Source organism: Streptomyces glaucus (assembly GCF_039533365.1).
In the GTDB taxonomy this organism is placed as follows: Bacteria; Actinomycetota; Actinomycetes; order Streptomycetales; family Streptomycetaceae; genus Streptomyces; species Streptomyces glaucus.
Map to the genome: position 1 here is coordinate 25,975 of NZ_BAAATK010000049.1, position 21,625 is coordinate 47,599.

At 75.2% G+C, this 21,625-nt stretch carries 22 protein-coding genes and 1 pseudogene; 17 read left to right on the forward strand and 6 right to left on the reverse strand.

Features of this window, described 5'->3' with window-relative positions; translation table 11 throughout:
• Window positions 1-124 precede the first annotated feature (124 nt).
• The 4 genes and pseudogenes from ABD363_RS27055 to ABD363_RS27070 form a co-directional block, all read left to right on the forward strand.
• On the forward strand, window positions 125-1,540 hold the full coding sequence (locus ABD363_RS27055) for a multidrug effflux MFS transporter (protein WP_344608105.1): 1,416 nt from the start codon (window positions 125-127) through the stop codon (window positions 1,538-1,540).
• 11 nt (window positions 1,541-1,551) lie between these two features.
• Window positions 1,552-2,667 (forward strand): serine hydrolase domain-containing protein, encoded by a 1,116-nt coding sequence (locus ABD363_RS27060; protein WP_344608146.1) that lies wholly within the window; start codon window positions 1,552-1,554, stop codon window positions 2,665-2,667.
• A 112-nt stretch (window positions 2,668-2,779) separates the two neighbouring features.
• Window positions 2,780-3,775 (forward strand): small ribosomal subunit Rsm22 family protein, encoded by a 996-nt coding sequence (locus ABD363_RS27065; protein ID WP_344608107.1) that lies wholly within the window; start codon window positions 2,780-2,782, stop codon window positions 3,773-3,775.
• Between the two features lie 312 nt (window positions 3,776-4,087).
• A pseudogene (locus ABD363_RS27070) lies at window positions 4,088-4,426 on the forward strand (VOC family protein); the annotation flags it as partial.
• On the opposite strand, the gene ABD363_RS27075 reads toward ABD363_RS27070, so the two are convergent.
• Window positions 4,401-4,619, reverse strand: coding sequence for a DUF6243 family protein (locus ABD363_RS27075; RefSeq protein ID WP_344608109.1), 219 nt, complete (start codon window positions 4,617-4,619; stop codon window positions 4,401-4,403). The pseudogene ABD363_RS27070 and the gene ABD363_RS27075 overlap by 26 nt on opposite strands.
• Before the next feature lie 113 nt (window positions 4,620-4,732).
• Here ABD363_RS27075 and ABD363_RS27080 point away from each other — a divergent pair, with 113 nt between their 5' ends.
• Both ABD363_RS27080 and ABD363_RS27085 read left to right on the forward strand, forming a co-directional pair.
• Window positions 4,733-5,374 (forward strand): TetR/AcrR family transcriptional regulator, encoded by a 642-nt coding sequence (locus ABD363_RS27080; protein ID WP_344608111.1) that lies wholly within the window; start codon window positions 4,733-4,735, stop codon window positions 5,372-5,374.
• Window positions 5,375-5,564: 190 nt separating this feature from the next.
• Window positions 5,565-6,293: a bifunctional DNA primase/polymerase gene (locus tag ABD363_RS27085; protein WP_344608113.1), complete on the forward strand. Its 729-nt coding sequence runs from the start codon at window positions 5,565-5,567 to the stop codon at window positions 6,291-6,293.
• 10 nt (window positions 6,294-6,303) lie between these two features.
• Here ABD363_RS27085 and ABD363_RS27090 read toward each other — a convergent pair whose 3' ends face one another.
• Window positions 6,304-7,305, reverse strand: coding sequence for an SCO2278 family lipoprotein (locus tag ABD363_RS27090; RefSeq protein WP_344608115.1), 1,002 nt, complete (start codon window positions 7,303-7,305; stop codon window positions 6,304-6,306).
• 104 nt (window positions 7,306-7,409) lie between these two features.
• On the opposite strand from ABD363_RS27090, the gene ABD363_RS27095 reads away from it, so the two are divergent.
• Window positions 7,410-8,054 carry a PhzF family phenazine biosynthesis protein gene (locus ABD363_RS27095; protein WP_344608117.1) on the forward strand — a complete coding sequence of 215 codons (645 nt, stop codon included), beginning with the start codon at window positions 7,410-7,412 and terminating at the stop codon, window positions 8,052-8,054.
• A 143-nt stretch (window positions 8,055-8,197) separates the two neighbouring features.
• Here the strand turns inward: ABD363_RS27095 and map are convergent, their stop codons facing one another.
• A complete protein-coding gene (map, locus tag ABD363_RS27100; protein WP_344608119.1) occupies window positions 8,198-9,055 on the reverse strand; it encodes a type I methionyl aminopeptidase in 858 nt (285 codons plus the stop codon).
• A 58-nt stretch (window positions 9,056-9,113) separates the two neighbouring features.
• Between map and ABD363_RS27105 the strand changes: the two genes are divergently transcribed.
• The 4 genes from ABD363_RS27105 (at window position 9,114) to ABD363_RS27120 (ending at window position 11,576) form a co-directional block, all read left to right on the forward strand.
• Window positions 9,114-9,344, forward strand: coding sequence for a hypothetical protein (locus ABD363_RS27105; protein WP_344608120.1), 231 nt, complete (start codon window positions 9,114-9,116; stop codon window positions 9,342-9,344).
• A gap of 168 nt (window positions 9,345-9,512) precedes the next feature.
• Entirely contained in the window at window positions 9,513-10,586 is a 1,074-nt protein-coding gene (locus ABD363_RS27110) for a sialidase family protein (RefSeq protein ID WP_344608122.1), read from the forward strand.
• A gap of 38 nt (window positions 10,587-10,624) precedes the next feature.
• Complete coding sequence (gene npdG / locus ABD363_RS27115; RefSeq protein ID WP_344608124.1) at window positions 10,625-11,329, forward strand: NADPH-dependent F420 reductase; 705 nt, start codon at window positions 10,625-10,627, stop codon at window positions 11,327-11,329.
• A gap of 61 nt (window positions 11,330-11,390) precedes the next feature.
• The gene (locus ABD363_RS27120; protein WP_344608126.1) at window positions 11,391-11,576 is read left to right on the forward strand and encodes a hypothetical protein; all 186 of its coding nucleotides are present in this window, start codon (window positions 11,391-11,393) and stop codon (window positions 11,574-11,576) included.
• A 15-nt stretch (window positions 11,577-11,591) separates the two neighbouring features.
• Here ABD363_RS27120 and ABD363_RS27125 read toward each other — a convergent pair whose 3' ends face one another.
• Complete coding sequence (locus tag ABD363_RS27125) at window positions 11,592-12,389, reverse strand: site-2 protease family protein (RefSeq protein ID WP_344608128.1); 798 nt, start codon at window positions 12,387-12,389, stop codon at window positions 11,592-11,594.
• Between the two features lie 252 nt (window positions 12,390-12,641).
• Here ABD363_RS27125 and ABD363_RS27130 point away from each other — a divergent pair, with 252 nt between their 5' ends.
• Window positions 12,642-15,923: an AfsR/SARP family transcriptional regulator gene (locus tag ABD363_RS27130; RefSeq protein ID WP_344608130.1), complete on the forward strand. Its 3,282-nt coding sequence runs from the start codon at window positions 12,642-12,644 to the stop codon at window positions 15,921-15,923.
• Between the two features lie 34 nt (window positions 15,924-15,957).
• On the opposite strand, the gene ABD363_RS27135 is transcribed toward ABD363_RS27130, so the two are convergent.
• Window positions 15,958-16,767, reverse strand: a complete 810-nt coding sequence (locus ABD363_RS27135; RefSeq protein WP_344608132.1) for an ABC transporter permease — start codon at window positions 16,765-16,767, stop codon at window positions 15,958-15,960.
• Complete coding sequence (locus ABD363_RS27140) at window positions 16,764-17,786, reverse strand: ATP-binding cassette domain-containing protein (protein ID WP_344608134.1); 1,023 nt, start codon at window positions 17,784-17,786, stop codon at window positions 16,764-16,766. The genes ABD363_RS27135 and ABD363_RS27140 overlap by 4 nt, the downstream gene beginning before the upstream one ends.
• 390 nt (window positions 17,787-18,176) lie before the next feature.
• On the opposite strand from ABD363_RS27140, the gene ABD363_RS27145 reads away from it, so the two are divergent.
• The 5 genes from ABD363_RS27145 to ABD363_RS27165 all read left to right on the forward strand — a co-directional run bounded on the left by ABD363_RS27145 (window position 18,177) and on the right by ABD363_RS27165 (window position 21,528).
• A complete protein-coding gene (locus ABD363_RS27145) occupies window positions 18,177-18,899 on the forward strand; it encodes a hypothetical protein (protein ID WP_344608135.1) in 723 nt (240 codons plus the stop codon).
• A gap of 1 nt (window position 18,900) precedes the next feature.
• Complete coding sequence (locus ABD363_RS27150; RefSeq protein ID WP_344608137.1) at window positions 18,901-19,323, forward strand: phage holin family protein; 423 nt, start codon at window positions 18,901-18,903, stop codon at window positions 19,321-19,323.
• Window positions 19,299-20,009: a DUF3618 domain-containing protein gene (locus ABD363_RS27155; RefSeq protein WP_344608138.1), complete on the forward strand. Its 711-nt coding sequence runs from the start codon at window positions 19,299-19,301 to the stop codon at window positions 20,007-20,009. The genes ABD363_RS27150 and ABD363_RS27155 overlap by 25 nt, the downstream gene beginning before the upstream one ends.
• Before the next feature lie 422 nt (window positions 20,010-20,431).
• Window positions 20,432-21,313, forward strand: coding sequence for a helix-turn-helix domain-containing protein (locus ABD363_RS27160; protein ID WP_344608140.1), 882 nt, complete (start codon window positions 20,432-20,434; stop codon window positions 21,311-21,313).
• Complete coding sequence (locus tag ABD363_RS27165) at window positions 21,310-21,528, forward strand: DUF397 domain-containing protein (protein ID WP_344608142.1); 219 nt, start codon at window positions 21,310-21,312, stop codon at window positions 21,526-21,528. Before ABD363_RS27160 ends, ABD363_RS27165 begins: the two co-directional genes overlap by 4 nt.
• The last annotated feature ends 97 nt before the right edge of the window (window positions 21,529-21,625 follow it).

A 21,625-nucleotide genomic window follows, 5' to 3' on the forward strand; every position in this document is an offset into this window, starting at 1 on the left:
GGGCGGCGCGCCGGGGACCGCGCCGGGCGCCCGTTCCGCCCCCTGGCGGCGACCGGATGTGACACCTGACACTCTGTTCGAGCTGAGACCATAGGGGGCGGATCACTCGGAGAGGGAGGGGAACATGCCCGAGCGTGGGGCGTCCATACCGAACACCCCGTCACCGGCGGCCGGCCCGGACGCCGCGGCGGCCGCGGGCGACGGGCTCCCGGCCGGCGCCGCGGCGGCCGTCCCGGCCCAGCCGGCCGCGTCGCCCGGCCGGGGGAGCGCTCCCGCCGCGCTGCGCCGCACCGGCCTGCTGGTCACCCTGATTCTCGGCGGCCTGACCGCCATACCCCCGCTCGCGATGGACATGTACCTCCCCGCGCTGCCGGAGGTCACCCGGTCCCTGCACGCGTCCGCCGCGACCGTCCAGCTCACCCTCACCGCCTGCCTGGCCGGCATGGCCTTCGGCCAGCTGGTGGTCGGGCCGATGAGCGACAAGTGGGGCCGCCGGCGCCCGCTGCTGGCCGGACTCGCCGTCTACGTCGTCGCCACCGTCCTGTGCGCCCTCGCCCCCACCGTCGAACTCCTGGTCGCCTTCCGGCTGGTGCAGGGCCTCGCGGGCGCCGCCGGGATCGTCATCGCGCGGGCCGTCGTCCGCGACCTCTACGACGGCATGGCCATGGCCCGTTTCTTCTCCACCCTCATGCTGATCTCCGGGGTCGCCCCGATCGTGGCGCCGCTGATCGGCGGGCAGATCCTGCGCGTGACGGACTGGCGGGGCGTGTTCCTCCTGCTGGCGGTGGTCGGGGTGCTGCTGGCCGGCGTGGTGTGGGCGAAGCTGCCCGAGACGCTGCCGGCCGGGGAGCGCCACGGCGGGGGCGTCGGCGAGGCCCTGCGCTCCATGCGCGGCCTGCTCGCCGACCGGGCCTTCACCGGGTACATGCTCACGGGCGGCTTCGCCTTCGCCTCGCTGTTCGCCTACGTCTCCGCCTCCCCGTTCGTGATCCAGGAGATCTACGGCGCCTCCCCGCAGACCTTCAGCCTGCTGTTCGGCCTCAACTCGGTCGGACTGGTCGCCGTCGGCCAGATCAACGGCAGGGTGCTGGTCGGCCGGGTCGGGCTGGACCGGGTGCTGGGCGCCGGCCTCGCGGTCGTCATCGCCGCGGCGACCGCGCTGCTGCTGATGTCCCTCGGCGTGTTCGGCGAGACCGGGCTGGTGCCCGTCGCGGCGGCCCTGTTCGTGCTGATGTCGGCGATGGGCGTCGCCCTGCCCAACACCCAGACCCTCGCCCTGATGCGGGTCCGGCAGAACGCGGGCGCCGCGTCCGCCCTGCTCGGCACCTCCTCGTTCCTCATCGGCGCGGTCGCCTCCCCGCTGGTCGGCGTCGCCGGGGAGGACACCGCCCTGCCGATGGCGCTCGTCCAGCTGGCCGCGGCGCTGGTGGCGCTGGGCTGCTTCGTGGGACTGTGCCGGCCCTGGGCCGCCCGCGCGGGCGCACCGGACGGGGATGCTCCCCGCTCCCGCACGGCCGAGCGGGAGCGGGAGGAGAGCTGAGCACGCCCCGGCTGCGCGACGGCGCGCCGGAGCGGGCCGGACTCGACCCCGGCGAACTGCGCCGGCTCGTCCGGGAGGTCCGCGACCTCACCGCCGGGGAACGCCCCCGGGCGGCGGGCGCCGTCGTGGTGGCCGGACGCGGGCCGGTGATCGCCGTGGCGGAGGCGGCCGGCTGGGCCGTGCGGTACGCGGCGTACGACCCCGGCACCGACAGCGGCGTCGAGCTGCCGCCCGGCGCCCGGGTGCCGATGACCGTCGACACCCCCTTCGACCTGGCCTCCCTCACCGAACTGTTCACCTCGGTCGCGGCCGTGCAGCAGATCGAGCGGGGCACGCTGGGCATCGACGCCCGGGTGGGCGCCTACCTGCCCGACTTCCCCGCCGCGGCCCGGCACGGCATCACCGTGCGGCAGCTGCTCACCCACACCTCCGGGCTGCGGCCCGAACTGCCGCTGCACGGCTGCGCCGACGACGCCGAGCGCCTGGCGCTGCTGCGGGCCGAGCCGCCGGTCGGGGTCCCCGGCACGTACTGCTGCTCCGACCTGGACATGCTGCTGCTCCAGCACGTCCTGGAACGCCTCACGGGCCGGCCGCTGGACGTCCTCCTCCGCGACGGCATCACCCGGCCCCTGGGCATGACGGCGACCGGCTTCGGCCCCTGCCCCCGGGCGGCGGCGACGGAGGACCAGCGGCGGCCGTGGGCCAGGGCGGACCGGGGCATGCTGCGGGGCGAGGTGCACGACGAGAACGCCTGGGCGCTGGGCGGGGTGGCCGGCCACGCGGGCCTGTTCTCCACCGGCCGGGACCTCGCGGTCTTCTGCCGCGCGCTGCTCGCGGGCGGCTCGTACGGCCCCGCCCGCATCCTCGGCCCCGACTTCGTCGAGCTCCTGCTGACCCCGCCGGGACTGGGCTTCGCCCTGGACCAGCCGTGGTTCATGGGGGAGCTGGCCGGGCGCGGCGCGGCGGGCCACACGGGCTTCACCGGCACCTCCCTGGTCCTGGACCCGGCCACGGACACCTTCCTGGTCCTGCTGACCAACGCGGTCCACCCGCGACGCCGCGACCCCCTGAACCGGGCCCGCGCGGCAGCCGGGACCCGCCTGGCGCGGGCGGTGCGGGGGAGGTGACGAGGGCCGCCCGGCCCGCCGCTCACCGGCCCGCCGCTCCCCGGTCCGCCCGGCCCGCCGCTCCCCGGTCCGCCCGGCCCGCCGCCGCCCGGCGCCCCCGTAGAATCGCCGTGTGAACGCCCCCGTCTCCTCCGTTTCCCCCGCCGACGCCCTCCGCGCCGCTCTGGCCGGGCTGCTCGACGGGCTCCCGCCGAAGGCGGCGGCGCAGGCGGTGGAGCGGCTGATCGCGAACTACCGGGGCCGGACGCCGACGGACGCGCCGGTGCTGCGGGACCGCTCGGACGTGGCGGCGTACGCCGCGTACCGCATGCCGGCCACGTTCGAGGCGGTGTGCGCGGCGCTGGCGGCGTTCGCCGAGGCGGCGCCCGGGTGGACGCCCGGCGGCCACGTGGACGTCGGCGGCGGCACCGGCGCGGCGACCTGGGCCGTCGGCGCCACCTGGCCGGGGGAGCGGCCGGTCACCGTCCTGGACTGGGCCGAGCCGGCGCTCGCGCTCGGGCGGGAGCTCGCCGCCGCGCACCCGGCGCTGAGGACCGCCGAGTGGCGGCGCTCACGTATCGGAGCGGAGCTCACCATCGAGAGCACCGATCTCGTCACCGTCTCGTACGTCCTCGGCGAGCTGACCGACGCCGACCGGGCCGCCGTGGTCGACGCCGCCGCCCGCGCCGCCCAGGCCGTCGTGATCGTCGAGCCCGGCACCCCCGACGGCTACGCCCGCGTCCTCGAGGCCCGCGACCGCCTCGTCCGCGCCGGCCTCCACGTCGCCGCCCCCTGCCCGCACAGCGCCGCCTGCCCCATCGCCCCGGGCACGGACTGGTGCCACTTCTCGGCCCGGGTCAGCCGCTCCTCCCTGCACCGCCAGGTCAAGGGCGGCTCCCTGGCCTACGAGGACGAGAAGTTCGCCTACGTCGCCGCCGCCCGCTTCCCCGTCGCGCCCGCCCCCGCCCGCGTCGTCCGGCGCCCGCAGATCCGCAAGGGCCAGGTGCTGCTGGACCTGTGCGAGACCGAGCCCGCCCTGCGCCGGGCCACCGTCACCAAGCGCCACGGCGAGCTGTACCGGGCGGCCCGCGACACCGACTGGGGCGACCCCTGGCCCCCGGCGCCCTAGGGCCCGCCCCGGCGCCTTGGGACCCGCCCCGGTTCCGGCGGCACCCGGCCCCGGCCCCGTCCCCGGCACGGCGGCACCGGGCCCCCGCCCCGGCCGGAAAACGCCGTTGTCCGCCCCTGCGGCGATCACTGGAGTCGGCCGGGTGACCGCCGGGTCGGCCATGGGCCACGCACGAGTGAGGTTCCCGGCCCCGGAGCGAGCGCGGCGGGGGCCTCCCCGCTCGAGCACGGCCGAGGGCGGGCGAGAGCCCCGCCCCCTTCTCCGCGTCTTCGTCCCCAGCGCGTCCGCGCGCGTCCCGTCACCGAAGACCGGAGGCAGACCTCGGCCGGGTTCGTCGCCGCGATCCTCGGGCTGGAGGTCGGCGCCCCGTTCGGCCCGTTCCTGCCCGTCGAGTTCGGCAACGGCGTCACCCTCGACCACCACGAGAAGCGGGACGAGCCGATCCGGCCGCAGCACTACGCCTTCCTCGTCCCCGAGACCGCGTCCGACGCCGCGATCGGCCGTCTGGAGGCGGCCGGGGTCACCTGCTACGCCGACCCGCGCCACACCGAACCCGGGCGGATCAACCGGCTGTTCGGCGGGCGCGGCGCGTACTTCGACGACCCCGGCGGCCACAACATGGAGATCATGACCCGGCCGTACGCCCGTCCCCGGCCGGCCCGGCGGCGTCCCGGCCGGCCCGGCGCTCCTGCCGGAGCCGGCGCAGCAGCTCCCGCTTCTGCGCCGGGCGGTCGGGTCCGCCGCCGACCCGGTCGCCCCGGCCGCCGCCGCGCAGGGCCGCGCGGCCGAGGTTCTGCCGGGCGCCGCCGACGCCCAGCATGTCTCCGGTTCCGTTGCGTGGCATGAGGACTCCTCCCGTCGAGCCACAGCGACGTGACGATACGGTTCGTCTCGCCACTCCAGTCGCTCCACTGTCCGGCGAGACGTTCCGTCTTGTCAAGCTGATAGATTCGGCCCATGGCCGTCCAGAAACCACCCCAGCCCGCCCCCGGCAAGCCCGTCCCCGACGCCGGCCGCCGCAGCGAGAGGTCCCGGCGCGCCATCTACGACGCCGCCCTCGCGCTGGTCGCCGAGGTCGGCTACCCCAGGACCACCGTCGAGGGCATCGCCGCCCGCGCCGGCGTCGGCAAGCAGACGATCTACCGGTGGTGGTCGTCGAAGGCGGACGTCCTGCTGGAGGCCTTCCTCGACCTCGGCGAGCAGGCGGCGCGCGCGGCGGGGCAGGAGGAGTACGCCTTCCCGGACACCGGCGACCTCGCCGCCGACCTCAAGGCCGTCCTGCGGGCCACCGTCGACGAGCTGCGGGATCCGAAGTACGACGCCCCGTACCGCGCCCTGGCCGCGGAGGGCGTCGTCAACGAACCGCTCGGCCGGGTCTTCCTCGCCCGCCTGCTCGAACCCGGGCTCCAGCTCTACGCCGACCGGCTGCGCTCCGCACAGGACGCCGGGCAGATCCGCGCGGACGTCGACCCGCGCATCGCCCTGGAACTCTTCGTCTCCCCGCTCGCCCAGCGCTGGCTGCAGCGCACCGGCCCGATCTCCCACGAGTACACCGACACCCTCGTCGACTACGCGCTGTACGGCCTCCTGCCACGGTGAGCGCCCGCCCCGGCCGGAACCCGCCCCCGGCGGGGCGGCGGACCCCGGCGGGGGCGGGTTCCGGCCGCGGGCCGGGGGCGGGGCGCGCCTCGTCCCCCGGTACCCGGTATGCCGTCCGTGCCCCCCCGCGGCGCGGGATGATGGGACGATGAGGCATGCTGTTCCGCACGACGGCGAGGCGAGGGGATAGATGAGCGCGGAGTTCGGCGGCCGGACCGGCCTGCGGGGCAAACTCTCCCAGTGGCTGCGCGGACGCCGCCCGAAGGAGGCCGCCGGCGACGGCGGCCGGGAGGCCCTGCTGCTCGCCGCCGCCGCCGCGGGCCTGCCCCTCGCGCCCGCCGCGCACCCGGCCGGCTACATGTGCTCCTGCGACCGCGTCGGCTGCCCCACCCCGGCCCGGCACCCGGTGTCCTTCGCCTGGCAGACGCAGTCCACCACCGACCGCGCCCAGATCGAGCGCTGGGCCCGGCACCAGCCGCAGGCCAACTTCATCACCGCGACCGGCATGGTGCACGACGTCCTCGACGTACCCCTCCAGGCCGGCCGCGAGGCGCTCCGGCGGCTGCTCGACGCCGGGATCGAGGTCGGCCCGGTCGCCGAGAGCGACGACGGCCGGATGCTGTTCTTCACCCTCACCCGCGGCACCCCCGAGGACGAGGACGAGTGGTGGCCGTGCGAGCTGGACTGCCACCCCGAGACCATGGACGAGCATCCCGGCCTGCGCTGGCACTGCCGCGGCTCCTACGTCCTCGTCCCGCCCGCCCGGCTCCCCGGCGACCAGTCGGTGCACTGGGTGCGCGGCCCCGAGCACGCGCTGCCCGACCCGCTCAGCCTGCTGGAGCATCTCACCGACGCCTGCGCCCGGTACGCCGGCGAGGAGGCCGGCCACGCGGGCGCGGCCTGGCCCCTGCGCCACTGAAACCGGCGGCCTACCCGCCCTGCGCCGACGTCAGCCCCTGGATGCGGCCCAGGACCGCCACCTTCCCGCCGCCCGTGCCCCGCTTCGGGTCCAGGGCGACCTCGTTGGAGACGAACTCCATCGTCAGCGACTGCTTGATCTCGCCCTTGGTCAGCGCCAGCACGTCCGCGTTCGGCGTGGGCACCGAGGCGCCCTGGGCGGCCACCTGCCGCTCGTAGTGGCGCGTGGCGAAGAACACCAGCGCCCCGCCGTCCTCCGTGCGCAGCGCCAGCGGCGCGTAGTCGCCGTCCGTCAGCGGCTCGTCGATGTACTGCGTGGCCAGCCCCGGCCGGGCCGCGTTCTTCTTCCGCAGCGCCCGCCAGTCGCTGGTGTGCGCGCCCGCCGCGAAGTCCTCACCGCCGCTCTCCAGGTACTCGCTGTACGTCTCGCTCAACTCCTGCGGGCGGACGGCGAGTCCGGCGGAGTCGGCGGGGACGGCCTCGGCCCAGCCGTCCCGGTCGGTCCTGAACCCGGGTACGTCGCCGGGCGCCACCAGCGTCAGGTACGCCACCTGCCAGGTCTCGTCCAGGCCGTCGCGGGTGAACACCAGCAGCCAGCGGACGTCACCGCCCTTGTTGCCCTTGGCGTCGGCGAGGAACCAGCGCGGCCAGCCCGCCTTCTTGGGGATGGTGAACCTCGCGTCCGTCAGCTCCAGCGGCGTGTGCGAGGGATTGCCGCCCGGATGGTTGGCGTGCCCCGCCTTCAGCCGGGCCGAGTCGATGGCGGCGAGGGCGCCGGTGGTGTGGTCGGCGTCCAGGGAACTGTCGTACGCCCGGTCCGCCTTGTTGTACGCGGACGTGAACTGCCGGAGCGCCTGCGCGGCCTCGGCGCGGGTGGCCGCCGGAAGCACCTCGCGCTCCCCGTGCACCACCACGCACCCGTTCGCCGTCAACGACAAAGCGGTCACCGAGGCCGCCGCCAGCACGCCCCGGCCAAGCCTGCGGAGCCCCCAAGGGCCGCGATCCCTGCTCATCGGGTACCTTCACCTTCCCCTTCCCGGAGGCGAACCCTACCGGGGCCGGGCGAAGCCCGGATGCCGGGACCGGGTACCGCGGCCCGTGATGCTTCAATGCCCCCGTGACCGACTACGACGTGCTGCGCGTCTTCTGCGGGCCGAACGGCGGATACGGCAACGAACTCGGCGTCGTCCGGGACGGATCCGTGGTGCCGGACGCGGGCGAGCGGCAGGAACTGGCCGCGAAGCTGGGGTTCAGCGAGACCGTGTTCGTCGACGACCCCGAGCGCGGCGTCATCGACATCTACACGCCCGGCACACGGCTGCCCTTCGCCGGCTACCCCTGCGTCGGCGTGGCCTGGCTGCTCGACGTGCCCGAACTCGTCACGCCCGCCGGCGTCGTGGGCGCCCGGCAGGACGGTGAGTTCAGCTGGATCGAGGCGCGGGCCGAGTGGGCGCCGCCGCGCACCCTGCGCCGGTACGCCACCGCCGCCGAGGTCGAGGAACTGGCCGTCCCGCCGGCGGGGGAGTGGGTCTACGCCTGGGCGTGGGAGGACGAGAGCGCGGGGCGGGTCCGCGCCCGGGGCTTTCCCGGGCGCGGGGACGGCATCGAGGAGGACGAGGCGACCGGCGCCGCGGCCCTGCTGCTGACCGACCGGCTGGGCCGTGCCCTGAACATCGTCCAGGGCACGGGCTCCCAGATCCTCACCGCCCCGCAGCCGGAGGGATGGGTCGAGGTCGGGGGGCGGGTCCGGCTGGAACGCTGAGCCGGGCCGGGAGCGGGAACCGCCCGCCCGGGGTCCGGAGCACGGCCGTGCCCGGCGCGGACGCCCGCCCGCACACGGCCGCGGCCCGCTGCTCCCGCCGGCCGCCCGCCCCGCGGGGAGGACGGGCCGCGGGCCGCAGCCGGCTACGGGAGGGTGAGGATCTCCGCGCCCGTGTCCGTCACCACCAGCGTGTGCTCGAACTGGGCCGTGCGCTTGCGGTCCTTGGTCACGACCGTCCAGCCGTCGTCCCACATCTCGTACTCGTGCGTCCCGAGCGTCAGCATCGGCTCGATCGTGAACGTCATGCCGGGCTGCATGACCGTCGTCGCGTGCGGGCTGTCGTAGTGCGGGACGATCAGGCCGGAGTGGAACGAGCTGTTGATGCCGTGGCCGGTGAAGTCGCGGACCACGCCGTAGCCGAAGCGCTTGGCGTACGACTCGATGACCCGGCCGATGACGTTGATCTGCCGGCCCGGCCGGACCGCCTTGATGGCCCGGTCCAGCGCCTCGCGGGTGCGCTCCACCAGCAGGCGGCTCTCCTCGTCGACCTCGCCGACCAGGTAGGTGGCGTTGTTGTCGCCGTGCACCCCGCCGATGTACGCCGTCACGTCCAGGTTGACGATGTCACCGTCCCGCAGGACGGTGGAGTCGGGGATGCCGTGGCAGATCACCTCGTTGATCGAGGTGCACAGGGACTTGGGGAAGCCGCGGTAGCCGAGCGTCGAGGGGTAGGCGCCGTGGTCGCACAGGAACTCGTGCGCCACCCGGTCCAGCTCGTCCGTGGTCACGCCCGGCGCGATGTGCCGGGCCGCCTCGGCCATCGCCTGCGCGGCGATCCGGCCGGCCACGCGCATCGCCTCGATCGTCTCGGGGGTCTGCACCTCCGGGCCGGTGTACGGCGTCGGCGCCGGCTTGCCGACGTACTCGGGGCGGCGGATGTTTCCGGGCACGGAACGGACGGGGGACAGCTTCCCCGGGACGAGCAGCGACTGGCCAGACATGCCAGCGAGTCTAACCAGCGGGCGTGGGGGAACATGTCGGTGGCGAGAGGAGCTGCCCATGGCCCTGTTCAGGAAGCGCACGGCCGGCAAGCCCGGCGAGTGGTACTACTGCCTGAAGCACCAGAAGGTCGAGGAGGGGCCGGAGTGCCCGGCCAAGGACCGCTTCGGGCCGTACCCCGGCCGGGACGAGGCCGCCCACGCGATGGAACTCGCCCGCGAGCGCGACCTCCAGTGGGAGAACGACCCCCGCTGGCACGACGCGTCCGCGCGGGACCGGGGCGAGGACTGAGGGCCGGCGCGGAGCGCCGGCGGGACCGCGCGGTGTGCCGCCGGCCGCGGCGGGCGGCCGCACCCCGCCCGCGTCACCACTCGTGACGCGGAGTTCACCGGGAGTTCGCCCGGAACGGGCATGGGCCAGAGCCACCCGCAGGCCCGCCGTCCGTTCCGAGGAGCCCCCATGGCACAGACCAGCGTCCCCTTCCGCGCCGGCCGGGAGGGCTACGCCAGCTTCCGCATCCCCGCCCTCGTCGCCACGGGCGACGGCACCCTGCTCGCCTTCTGCGAGGGCCGGGTCGACTCGCGGGACGACTTCGGGCACATCGACATCGTGCTGAAGCGGTCCACGGACGGCGGCCGCACCTGGGGCCCGCTCCAGGTCGCCGCGGAGAACGGCGCCGGCCTCGCCGGCAACCCCGCCCCCGTCGTCCTCGACACCGGCCGGGTCCTCCTCGTCCACGTGCGCAACGCGGCCTCCGCCACCGAGGACGCCATCCGGCGCGGCACGGTCGGCGCCGCGGACGGGCGGCGGGTGTGGGTGCGGCACAGCGACGACGACGGGACCACCTGGTCGGCGCCCAGGGAGATCACCAGGACGGTGAAGAGGCCCGAGTGGCGCTGGTACGCCACCACGCCCGGCCACGCCCTCCAGCTGAGCGGCGGCCGCGTCGTCGTCCCCGCCAACCACTCCCTGCCGCCGGCCGGCGGGGACGACGGCACCGAGGGCCGGTACAACGGCGGCCACTGCCTGCTCAGCGACGACCGCGGCGCCACCTGGCGGATCGGCTACGTCGACGACAACACCGACGGCTACGTCAACGTCAACGAGACCACCGCCGCCGAACTCCCCGACGGCCGCGTCTACTTCAACGCCCGCAACGACTCCCCGTCCCCCGGCAACCGCGCCGACGCGTACTCCGGGGACGGCGGGCGGACCCTCGTCAAGCGCTTCCGCCCGCAGGCCGGGCTGACCGGCCCCGTCTGCCAGGGCAGCCTGCTCCAGCTCCGCGACCCCGACGTGCTGCTCTTCTCCGGCCCCGCCGACCCCGGCTTCCGCGCCCTGATGACGGTGCGCGCCTCCACCGACGCCGGCACCACCTGGCGCCCGGTGCACACCGTCGACGGCCTGCCCGCCGCCTACTCCGACCTCGTCCGCGTCGACGAGGACACCGTCGGGCTCCTGTACGAGACCGGCGACTTCGGCGCGTACGAGACGATCACCTTCCGGCGCGTTCCCGTGAGCGGCCTCACCTGATCCCGTGGTCCCGCTGCCGCGGACGTAAGGTCGGGCCCATGACCTCTACCGACAGTGCACAGAAGGCCCCCGCCAAGGACCCCTGGGACCTGCCCGACGTCTCCGGGCTGGTCGTCGGGGTGCTCGGCGGGACCGGACCGCAGGGCAAGGGCCTGGCCTACCGGCTCGCCCGGGCCGGCCAGAAGGTGATCATCGGTTCCCGGGCCGCCGAGCGCGCCCGGGCCGCCGCCGGGGAACTCGGGCACGGCGTCGAGGGCGCCGACAACGCCGAGTGCGCGCGCCGCAGCGACATCGTGATCGTCGCCGTGCCGTGGGAGGGCCACGGCGCGACCCTCGCGTCCCTGCGCGAGGAGCTGGCCGGCAAGCTCGTCGTCGACTGCGTCAACCCGCTCGGCTTCGACAAGAAGGGCGCCTACGCGCTGAAGCCCGAGGAGGGCAGCGCCGCCGAGCAGGCCGCCGCCCTGCTGCCGGACTCCCGCGTCACCGCCGCCTTCCACCACCTGTCGGCCGTCCTGCTCCAGGACCCGCAGACCGACCGGATCGACACCGACGTGATGGTCCTCGGCGAGGTGCGCGCCGACGTGGAGACCGTGCAGGCGCTCGCCGGGCGCATCCCCGGCATGCGCGGCATCTACGCCGGACGGCTGCGCAACGCCCACCAGGTGGAGTCGCTGGTCGCCAACCTGATCTCCGTCAACCGGCGCTACAAGGCGCACGCGGGGCTCCGGATCACGGACGTATGAGGCGATGGGGGACACTGGTCGGCAGGAACAAGCGCAGTGTCCCCCGACAGGAGCCGACCCCATGCCCCGCCTCGCCCTCTACACCCTGATCGTCTGCGTGCTCTCCGTGGCCGCGGCCGTGATCTCCTTCGTCCGGGGCAGCTGGCTGGGCATCGTCTGGGTGCTGCTGGCCGGGCTGTCGTCCAACATGACCTGGTACTACCTCAAGCGCCACCGGGCCGGACGGGGCGGCTCCGCCACCGGGTGAGCCGGCTGCGCGGGGTCACGGCGTGACCGCGCAGATCTCGTCCGTGTCCCAGAAGCGGAACAGCTCGAAGCCGCAGTAGGTGTCGAAGTCGCCGGTCCCCAGCGCCCGCAGGACGGCGTCGACCGCGTCGAAGAAGACGGCGTTGACGGACGGCACCCACAGCAGCGCGAACACCAGCAGCAGGCCGAACGGCGCGAACGGCTCCAGCTGCCGCCGCACCCCGTACGACAGCCAGGGCTCCACGACGCCGTAGCCGTCCAGGCCCGGCACCGGCAGGAAGTTCAGGATCGCGGCCGTGACCTGGAGCAGGGCGAGGAAGGCGAGCGCGAACCGGAACTCGCGGGGCACGCCGTCCAGCGCGTCCAGCCAGAACGGGGCCGTGCACACCACCGCGAACAGCACGTTCGTCAGCGGCCCGGCCGCGGAGATCAGGCTGTGCCGCCAGCGGCCCCGGACGCGCCCGCGCTCGATGAAGACGGCGCCGCCGGGCAGGCCGATCCCGCCCATGATCACGAAGAGCACCGGCAGCACGATGCTGAGCAGGGCGTGCGTGTACCTCATCGGGTTCAGCGTGAGATAGCCCTTGGCGCCGACCGAGATGTCGCCGCCGTGCAGGGCGGTGCGCGCGTGCGCGTACTCGTGCAGGCACAGGGAGACGATCCAGGCGGCCGTGACGAAGAGGAACACGGCCACGCCGGGCTGCTCGGCGAACCCGGTCCAGGTGGCCCAGCCCGTGACCGCCGTGACGGCCAGGATCCCCACGAAGACGGGGCTGACCCTCCGGTCGCCGGGGCGGATGGTGGCGGTGGTCATGGGGCTCCCTGGACTCTCGTGCGCGGGGTGGGACGGCCCGACGGTACCGGGCGCGGGAGGAACACGGTGAGAACGCGGTGGGACAACGTCCCGCGCGGGGGCTCGGGTTCCGGGGAAGGCGGGGGAGCGGGACCGGCGGCCGCCCGGCACCTCGTGCCGTGTGCCGTATGCGCGGCACATACGGTAGGTGCGGGCCGGTGGGGGCGGCGCGGCGCCGGAGCCCCGTGACCGGCCCCGACGCCTCCGGAGAGAATGAACCCCGTGCGCTACCGCATCCTCGGCACCACGCAGGCGCTCCGCCCCGACGGCACCGTCGTCCCGGTCGGCGGGGCGCGGCTGCGCGCCCTGCTGACCGTCCTCGCCCTGCGGCCCGGCCGCAGCGTGCCGGTGGGCCTGCTGGTCGAGGAGGTCTGGGACGGCGGCCCGCCCGCCGACGCCACCGGCGCGCTGCAGGCGCTGGTCGGGCGGCTGCGCCGGGCGCTCGGCGCGGACGCGGTCGCCTCGGCGGAGGGCGGCTACCGCCTGTGCGCCGCGCCCGACGACGTCGACCTGCACCGCTTCGAGCGGCTGACCGGCGAGGGCACGCGCGCGCTCGCCGACGGCGACGCCGCCAAGGCGGCCGTCGTCCTCGACGACGCCCTCGCCCTGTGGCGGGGCCCGGCCCTCGCCGACCTGCCCGACCGCACCGCCGAGGCGGCCCGCTGGGAGGCCCGGCGCCTGGACGCGCTGCGCGCCCGGCACACCGCCGCGCTCGCCCTCGGCGACGCCGGGCGGTCCCTGCCCGAGCTGACCGCCCTGTGCGACGGCCACCCGCTGGACGAGTCCCTCCAGGCCCTGCGCCTGCGCGCCCTGCGCGACGCGGGCCGCACCGCCGAGGCCCTGGCCGCCTACGAGGACGTACGCCGCCTCCTCGCCGCCCGCCTGGGCTCCGACCCGGGCCCGGAACTGCGGGAGCTGCACCGGCAGCTGCTGGACGACAACCCCGCCCCGCCCCCGCGGCCCGCCCGCGCCGAACCCGCCGGCTCCCCGCCCCCCGGCAACCTCCGGGCCCGTCTGACCTCCTTCGTCGGGCGGGAGGCCGACATCGACGCCATCCGGGGCGACCTCGCCACGGCCCGGCTCGTCACGCTGCTCGGTCCCGGCGGCGCCGGGAAGACGCGGCTGTCGCAGGAGGCGGCGGAGACCGTGCGGGACGCGGCCCGCGACGGCGTGTGGCTGGCCGAGCTGGCGCCGGTCGACGACCCGGACGCCGTACCGGAGGCCGTGCTCACCGCCGTCGGCGCCCGCGAGACGGTGCTGTACGGCGCCGGCGCCGAGGAGATGCGGGCCGTCTCCGACCGCCACGACGACCCCCTCGAACGGCTCGTCGAGCACTGCGCCCGGCGCCGGATGCTGCTCATCCTGGACAACTGCGAGCACGTCGTCGACGCGGCGGCCCGGCTCGCCGAGGAGCTGCTCGCCCGCTGCCCGCAGCTGACCGTCCTCGCCACCAGCCGCGAACCCCTCGGCGTGGCGGGGGAGGTGCTGCGGCCGGTGGAGCCGCTGCCCGAACCGGCGGCGCTGCGGCTGCTCGCCGACCGGGGGGCCGCGGCCCGGCCCGGCTTCCGCGTCGAGGACGACCCGGCGTCGTGCGCCGAGATCTGCCGGCGGCTCGACGGGCTGCCCCTGGCCATCGAACTGGCCGCCGCCCGGCTGCGGATGCTCACGCCCCGGCAGATCGCCGACCGGCTCGACGACCGCTTCCGCCTGCTCACCTCGGGCAGCCGCACCGTCCTGCCCCGCCAGCAGACGCTGCGCGCGGTCGTCGACTGGTCCTGGGACCTGCTCGACGAGGACGAACGCGACGTGCTGCGGCGGCTGTCGGTGTTCGCGGGCGGCTGCGACCTGGCCGCCGCCGAGGCCGTGTGCGGGCCGGGCGCGCTGGACGCGCTGGGCTCGCTCGTCGACAAGTCCCTCGTCGTGGCCGCCCCCGCGGACGACGGCGGGATGCGCTACCAGCTGCTGGAGACCGTCGCCGAGTACGCGGGCGAGCGGCTGGACGAGGCCGGGCAGCGGGCCGCCGCCGAACGCGCGCACCTGACGTACTACCGCGAACTCGCCCGCACCACCGACCCGCTGCTGCGCGGCCCGGACCAGCTCGCCGCCGCCCGGCGGCTGGAGCGCGAGTACGAGAACCTGCGCACCGCGCTGCGGCACGCCGTCGCCGCCCGCGACGAGCAGGAGGGGCTGTGCCTGGCGCTGTCGCTGGTCTGGTTCTGGCGGATGCGCGACCTGCGCGCGGAGGCCCGCACCTGGTGCCGCGAGGTCATGGCCCTCGGCCCCGACCCGTTCACCGAGCCGGTGCGCCGCGCCGCGCCCGTGCCGGAGCCGTGCACGGCCGCGCCGCCCCCGATGACCGGCGAGGTCCTCCAGGAGGCCCGGCGCGGCGTCCACCTCGCTCATCTGGCCTGCATGGACATGGAGCTGGACGCCTGGCAGAACCCGCGCGCCCAGCAGAAGCTGCGGACCATCAGCAAGGTGTACGAGCCGGGGCTGCCGCAGACCTGCCGCAGCCCCGGCATGCTCTGGTTCTACGCCGTGATGCTCACCGGCGACATGGACCGGCTGTGGGCCCTGGTCGACGCCGCCGTCCGCACCTGCCGGCAGACCCCCGGATACGACTGGGAGCTCGCCTCCAGCCTCCAGATGCGCGCCAACCTGCTCGCCAACCGCCCCGAGTGGGCGGGCGACGCCGGCCGGGACGCCGACGAGGCGCTGGAGATCTACCGGCGCCTCGGGGACGCCTGGGGCAGCGCCGAGGCGCTCGCCGCACGTGGCGAGGCCCGCGAGCGCAAGGGCGCCTACCTGCTCGCCGCCGCCGACTACGAGGCGGCGATCGAGCACGCCGAACGCCTCGGCGCCCACGCCCAGAAGGCGGTGCTCACCTCCCGCCTGGGCAGCGCCCTGCTGGAGGCGGGCGAGACCGAGCGGGGCGAGCGGCTGCTGCGCGAGGTGATCGACCGGCGGGAGGGCCACGGCAACGAGGCCGGGCCCGCCGCCCGGCTCTTCCTCGTCGGCCGGCTGGGCGCGACCGGGCGGACCGCCGAGGCGCGCGAGCAACTCCGGCTGCTGCGCGAGGAGTTCGACATCTCCCACTTCGTGGTCTTCGACGCGATCATCCTCGGGTTCGAGGCATGGCTGGACGCGGCCGACGACCGGAACGAGGAGGCCCTGGAGAAGATACGCCGGGCGCTGGCGAAGGCCGGCGACCCGCTGTCCGCGGTCATCGCGCCGAGCATGCGCTCGGGGTACCTGAGGATCGCCGCGCTGGCCCTCGCCGGCCTCGACGGCGGACGCCGGGCCCGGGACGCCGCCCGCTGCCTCGGCGCCGCCGACGCGGCGCTGCCGCCCGGTCACGTCGACAGCGCCTACGAGCGGGCCGCGCACGAGCGGGCCGTCGAGCGGACCCGCGCCGCGCTCGGCGCCGAGGCGTACGACGCCGCGTACGCCGAGGGCGGCGGCCTCTCCCCCGAGGAGGCCGCCGCCCTGGTCTGAGCCCGGTCCGGCGCGGGCCGCCGGGCGGGACGCGTCAGTTCTTCGTCCGGAACTTGTGGATCGCGACCGGCGCCATCACCGCGGTGAGCACCGCCGACCAGGCCAGCGTCACCCACAGGTCGTGCGCGACCGGGCCGCCCACCATCAGCCCGCGCGCGGTGTCCGCGAGCGAGGACAGCGGGTTGTAGTCGGTGAACGCCTGCAGCCAGCCCGGCATCGAGTCGGTCGGCGCGAAGATCGACGAGCCGAACTGCAGCGGCAGCAGCACCAGGAAGCCCATCGCCTGCACCGACTGCGCGTTCTTCATCACCACGCCGAGGGTGAGGAACACCCACATCAGGGCCGAGCCGAACACCGCGGACAGCCCCACGGAGGCCAGCAGTCCCGGCCAGTCGGTGATGTCGAACCCCACGAGCACGGCGACGACCATCAGGATCGCCGTCGCGAGCAGCATCCGCAGCAGCTCCACCGCGATCTTCGCGAACAGCACGGAGCCGCGTCCGATCGGCAGCGACCGGAACCGGTCCATCACCCCGCTGTTGAAGTCCTGGTTGAAGCCGGTGCCGACCCCCTGGGCCATGTTCATGCCCATCATGGCCATCAGGCCGGGCACGACGTACTGCACGTACTGGTCCTGTCCGCCGCCGAGCGCCTGCCCGATGGAGCCGCCGAAGACGTACACGAACAGCAGGGTGAAGACCACCGGGAACAGGACGGCGTCGAACATCGACTCCGGGTCCTGCCGGATCCACAGCAGGTTGCGGCGGACCAGCGCGCCGGTGTGGCGCAGGTGGCCGCGCAGCGGGATGCGCGTGTCGGCGGCGGGGGCGGTGGCGGCGCTCATACGGAGACCTCCTCGCGGGAGTCGGCGGGCAGGGCGTCCTGCGGGGCACTGGCCCGGTGGCCGGTGAGGGACAGGAAGACCTCGTCCAGGCTGGGCAGTTCGGTGGTGAGGGAGGAGAGGGTGATGCCGCGCGCGGTGACCGCCCCGACCACGGCGGTCAGCTGCTCGTCGCTGAGGACCGGCACCAGGACCGCCCCGCGCTCGTCGTCCACGGTGGTGCCGGCGAGCCCGGTGATGCCCAGTTCGTCCAGGGCGGCGGCCAGCGGGCGCAGCTGGAGCGGGTCGGCCGGGCGGACGCGCAGCGTACGGCCGCCGACCCGGGCCTTCAGCTCCTCGATGCCGCCGCTCGCGACGACCCTGCCGCGGTCCACCACGGTCAGCTCGGTGGCGAGCTGCTCGGCCTCCTCCATGTACTGCGTGGTCAGCAGCACGGTCACCCCGTCCCCGACCATGCGCTTGACCTCGTCCCACACCTCGTTGCGGGTCCGCGGGTCCAGTCCGGTCGTCGGCTCGTCCAGGTACAGCACGGCCGGGTGCCCGATCATCGAGGCGGCCAGGTCGAGCCGCCGCCGCATACCGCCGGAGTAGGTGCCCGCCGGCCGCTTCGCGGCCTCGGTCAGCGAGAACCGCTCCAGCAGCTCGTCGGCCCGCGCGCGGGCCTGCTTGCGGGACAGGTCGAGCAGCCGCCCGATCAGGTAGAGGTTCTCCCAGCCGGGGATCTTCTCGTCCACGGAGGCGTACTGGCCGGTGAGGCCGATCACCCGGCGCAGCTGCCGCGGCTGCCGCACCACGTCGTAGCCGGCGACGACCGCCCGCCCGGCGTCCGGGACCAGCAGGGTGGAGAGGATCCGGACGAGGGTGGTCTTCCCGGCCCCGTTCGGCCCGAGCACCCCCATGACGGTCCCCTCGCGCACGTCCAGGTCGACCCCGTCCAGCGCCTTCGTCTCGCCGTAGCGCTTGACCAGCCCGCGCACGGTGACGGCGGACGTTCCGCTCGTCGTCTTGTCGATTCGTGTCATGCCGACGACGGTGCCAGCCCCGGCCGACAGACCGCCGACAGATCGCCGACAGGCACCCGCGGACCACCGACAGGACGCCGACGGGCGTCCGCGGATCATCGGCGGGCGGGGCCGAGGACCGGGGAGGCGGTCCGGGCCCGAGGCGCCGTCAGGCGACCGGCGCCGCGCGGAGGGCGGGCCTGCCGGACGGGCCGGCCGCCCGGACCCGAGGGCTCCCGCCCCGCGCGTCGGAGGTCCCGACCCGACCCACCTCCGGACAAAACGTGTCAAACCGGCGTAAATGGCCACTCGGACCGGGACGGACGGTCACGTGTCATGCCCGGTGTACGGCCTCCGGGCCGTCCGGGACACGGGACCGAACGCGAGACATCCGATGAGGAGAAGTCGCCGATGAGTGAATCCGTACAGACCGGAACCGGGGGCACCGGCGAGAAGGTCAAGGCAGAGACCTCCGCGACGGCTGACCAGGCCAAGCAGGCCGCGACCCAGGTCGCGGGGACCGCGGCGGACCAGGCCCGGGCCGTGGTGGGCGAGGCGCGGCAACAGGCCGGCACAGTCATCGACGACCTGCGAAGCCGTGCGATGGACGAGGCCGAGGAACAGACCAGGCGCGCGGCCGGCGCGCTCAGGCAGTGGGCCGACGACCTCTCCGGCATGGCCGAGGGCGCCCGGAACGGCTCGCCCGCCCGCAGCCTGGCGGTCCAGGTGGCCGACAAGGGGCACCGGGCGGCCGAGTACCTGGAGAAGCAGGGGGTCGACGGCCTCGTCGCCGACCTCCAGGGCTTCGCCCGCCGGCGTCCCGGAGCCTTCCTGGGCGGCGCGCTGCTGGCCGGGCTGGCGGTCGGGCGCCTGGCGAAGGCGGCGGGAACCGCCTCCCGGTCCGGCGGGCCGGGACCGGGGCGGGCCGCCGGCGCGCCGGACCAGGACGCACTGGGCGCGCCGGCGACCCGGCCGCTGCCGCCCGGACCCGCTCCGGGGCCCGTGACGGACGTCCCGCCGCGTACGCCGTCCATGGCGGAGGCCCCGTCGCAGACGTCGCCCGTACCGCCGGTCTCGCCGCCCGTCGGCACGCCGCCGAGCGGCACGCCGGGCCGTCCGTACCCGGAGGTGTGAGATGACCTCGATCCCCCCCACGCCCGGCTCGGCCGAGCCGCAGGGGCAGGACAGGTCCGTGGGTGAGCTGCTGTCCGTGGTGACCTCCGACCTGCAGGTCCTCTTCCGGCAGGAGGTCGAGCTGGCCAAGGCCGAGGTCAGGCAGGAGGCGACCAGGGCGGGCAAGGCCGCCGGGATGTACGGCGGCGCCGGCTTCGCCGGCTACCTGGTCCTGCTGTTCCTGTCGCTGGCCGCCGTGCTGGGGCTGGCCAACGTGATGGACGGGGGCTGGGCCGCGCTGATCGTCGCCGCGGTGTGGGCCGTCGTCGCGGCCGTGCTGTACCAGAAGGGGCGCGCACGGATGCGCACCGTCTCACCGAAGCCCGAGCGAACCGTCGAGACGATGAAGGAGAACGCGGAATGGGCACGTCACCCGACCAAGTGAGGGCCGAGATAGAGGCCACGCGCGGCCAGCTGTCCGCGGACGTGGACCAGCTCGCCGACCGCACCAGCCCCCGGCGGGTGGTCCGCCGCCGCACGGAGAAGATGCGCGGCGCGGTGTCGGGCATCCGCGAACGGGTCATGGGCACGGCGTCGGACGCCGCACACGGCGTGACGCACACCGCGCAGTCGGCGGCCGGCTCGCTGCAGGAGGGCACCGGGCGGGTGGCCGGCTCGCTCCAGGAAGGCACCGGGCGGGTGGCCGGCTCGGCACGCGAGGCGGTCGGCCAGGCGGGACAGGCCGTGCAGCAGGCGCCCGACATGGCCCGCCGCCGGACCCGGGGCAACCCGCTGGCCGCCGGCCTGGTCGCCTTCGGCGTCGGGCTGCTGGCGTCCTCGCTGCTGCCCGCCTCCCAGACGGAGCAGCAGAAGGCCTCCGATCTGATGGAACGCGGCGGTGAGGCGCTGGAGCCGGTGAAGCAGGCCGCCGCCGAGTCCGCCCAGCACTTGAAGGAAGGCGCCAAGGAGGTGACACAGAGCGCTGCCGCGGAGGTGAAGGACACCGCGGCACAGGCCGCCCGCACCACGCAGGAGGAGGCGCGCGGCCAGACCGGCCAGGTCACCGAGCAGGCACGGGACTCCGGCCGGCACCTCGCGGACGAGGCCCGGCAGCGCGGCCCCGGCGGCTGAGGCCCGCCGCGCCGCCCGCCGGCACCGGGCGCATTGGAGCGGAGCCCCGCGTTTCGGACCCGAGGCGCGGGGCTCCTTCGTGTGCCCCGGGACCGGGACGCGGACGGGCGGGACCGGGCCGGCCGGCGGGTCAGCGGCTGAAGATCATGATCAGGACGACGGTCGCCACCAGGCTGACGAGCAGCGAGCCGAGGCAGCCGATCCGATTGCTGAAGAAGAACATGGTCCCCGGGTACCCCGCCGTGCCGAATCGATCAGGTGCCGCGCGCGGGAGACGGACCCCGCCGGTCACGGGAACGGCCCACGTCACCCGTTGGCGTGCCGCGGAGCCCGTTCGCGTCACCCGGCGCCGCCGCCCCGCCTACCGTGGCCCCCGTCGCGATACGACGCGTACGGCGCACACGTACGGCGAAGGGATGCGGATGTCGGTGGACGGCGGGGCGGTACGGCCCGAGGACGGGACGGGAACGGACGAACCGGGATGGGAGGTCGACCCGGACGACGAATGGGGGGTGGCCGTCGTCGCCACGGTGGGGCGGCAGCTGAAGCTGCGCCGGGAGGCCGTGGGCATGCGGGCCGCGGACTTCGCGGCGGCGGTGGGGTACGGCGAGGACCTCGTCTACAAGGTCGAGAGCGGGAAGCGGATCCCCCGGCCCGAGTACCTGGAGAAGGCGGACGAGGTGCTGGGGGCGGGCGGACTGCTCGCCGCGATGAAGGAGGACGTGGCGAAGGTCCGGTATCCGAAGAAGGTGCGGGACCTGGCGAGGCTGGAGGCCGGTGCGGTCGAGATCGGGCTGTACAGCCATCACAACATCCACGGCCTGCTGCAGACCGAGGAGCACATGCGGGCGCTGTTCGACGTGTGGCTTCCCGCTTACACCGAGGAGGAGACCGAACGGATGGTGGCCGCACGGCTGGCCCGGCGTTCGGTCTTCGAGAGGTCACCGGCACCTGCGCTCAGTTTCGTCCAGGAGGAGGCGACGCTCCGCCGTCCGGTCGGGGGCAGAATGGTGTGGCGTCGGCAGCTCGAACACCTGCTGGAACTCGGGAAGTTGCGGCACGTGTCGATCCAGGTGATGCCGACCGACATCGAGGACCGCTTCGGGACGGGCGGGCTGATCGAGGTGTTGAAGTTTTCCGACGGCACCGCGGTCGGGCGCTCCGACGGGGCGTTCGCCGGGCGGCCGGTGACCGACCCGAAGCAGCTGAGGATCCTCGAACTGCGCTATGGCATGATCCGCGCCCAGGCCCTCACGCCCCGAGAATCGCGGGCCCTCATCGAGCAGATGCTTGGAGAGTCATGACCCATACCCCCTCCGCCGAGGACTTCCCCACGTCGGTGTGGCGCAGGAGCAGTCACAGCAGCAGCGGTGACGGAAACGACTGCGTGGAGATCGCGACAGCCCCCGGCACCGTCCACGTCCGCGACTCCAAGGCCCCCGACGGCCCCCGCCTCACCCTCACGACGGCCGCGTGGAGCCGCTTCGTGACGTGTGCCGGGGCAACGGCCGCCCCGTGACGTGCCGGGCGGGGGCCGTCACGGGGACGGCCCCCGGGCCGGCTAGCTGTTCTGTCCGGGGAGGTTGTGGACGGGTGACGCAGGTCTCGGCTGAGGG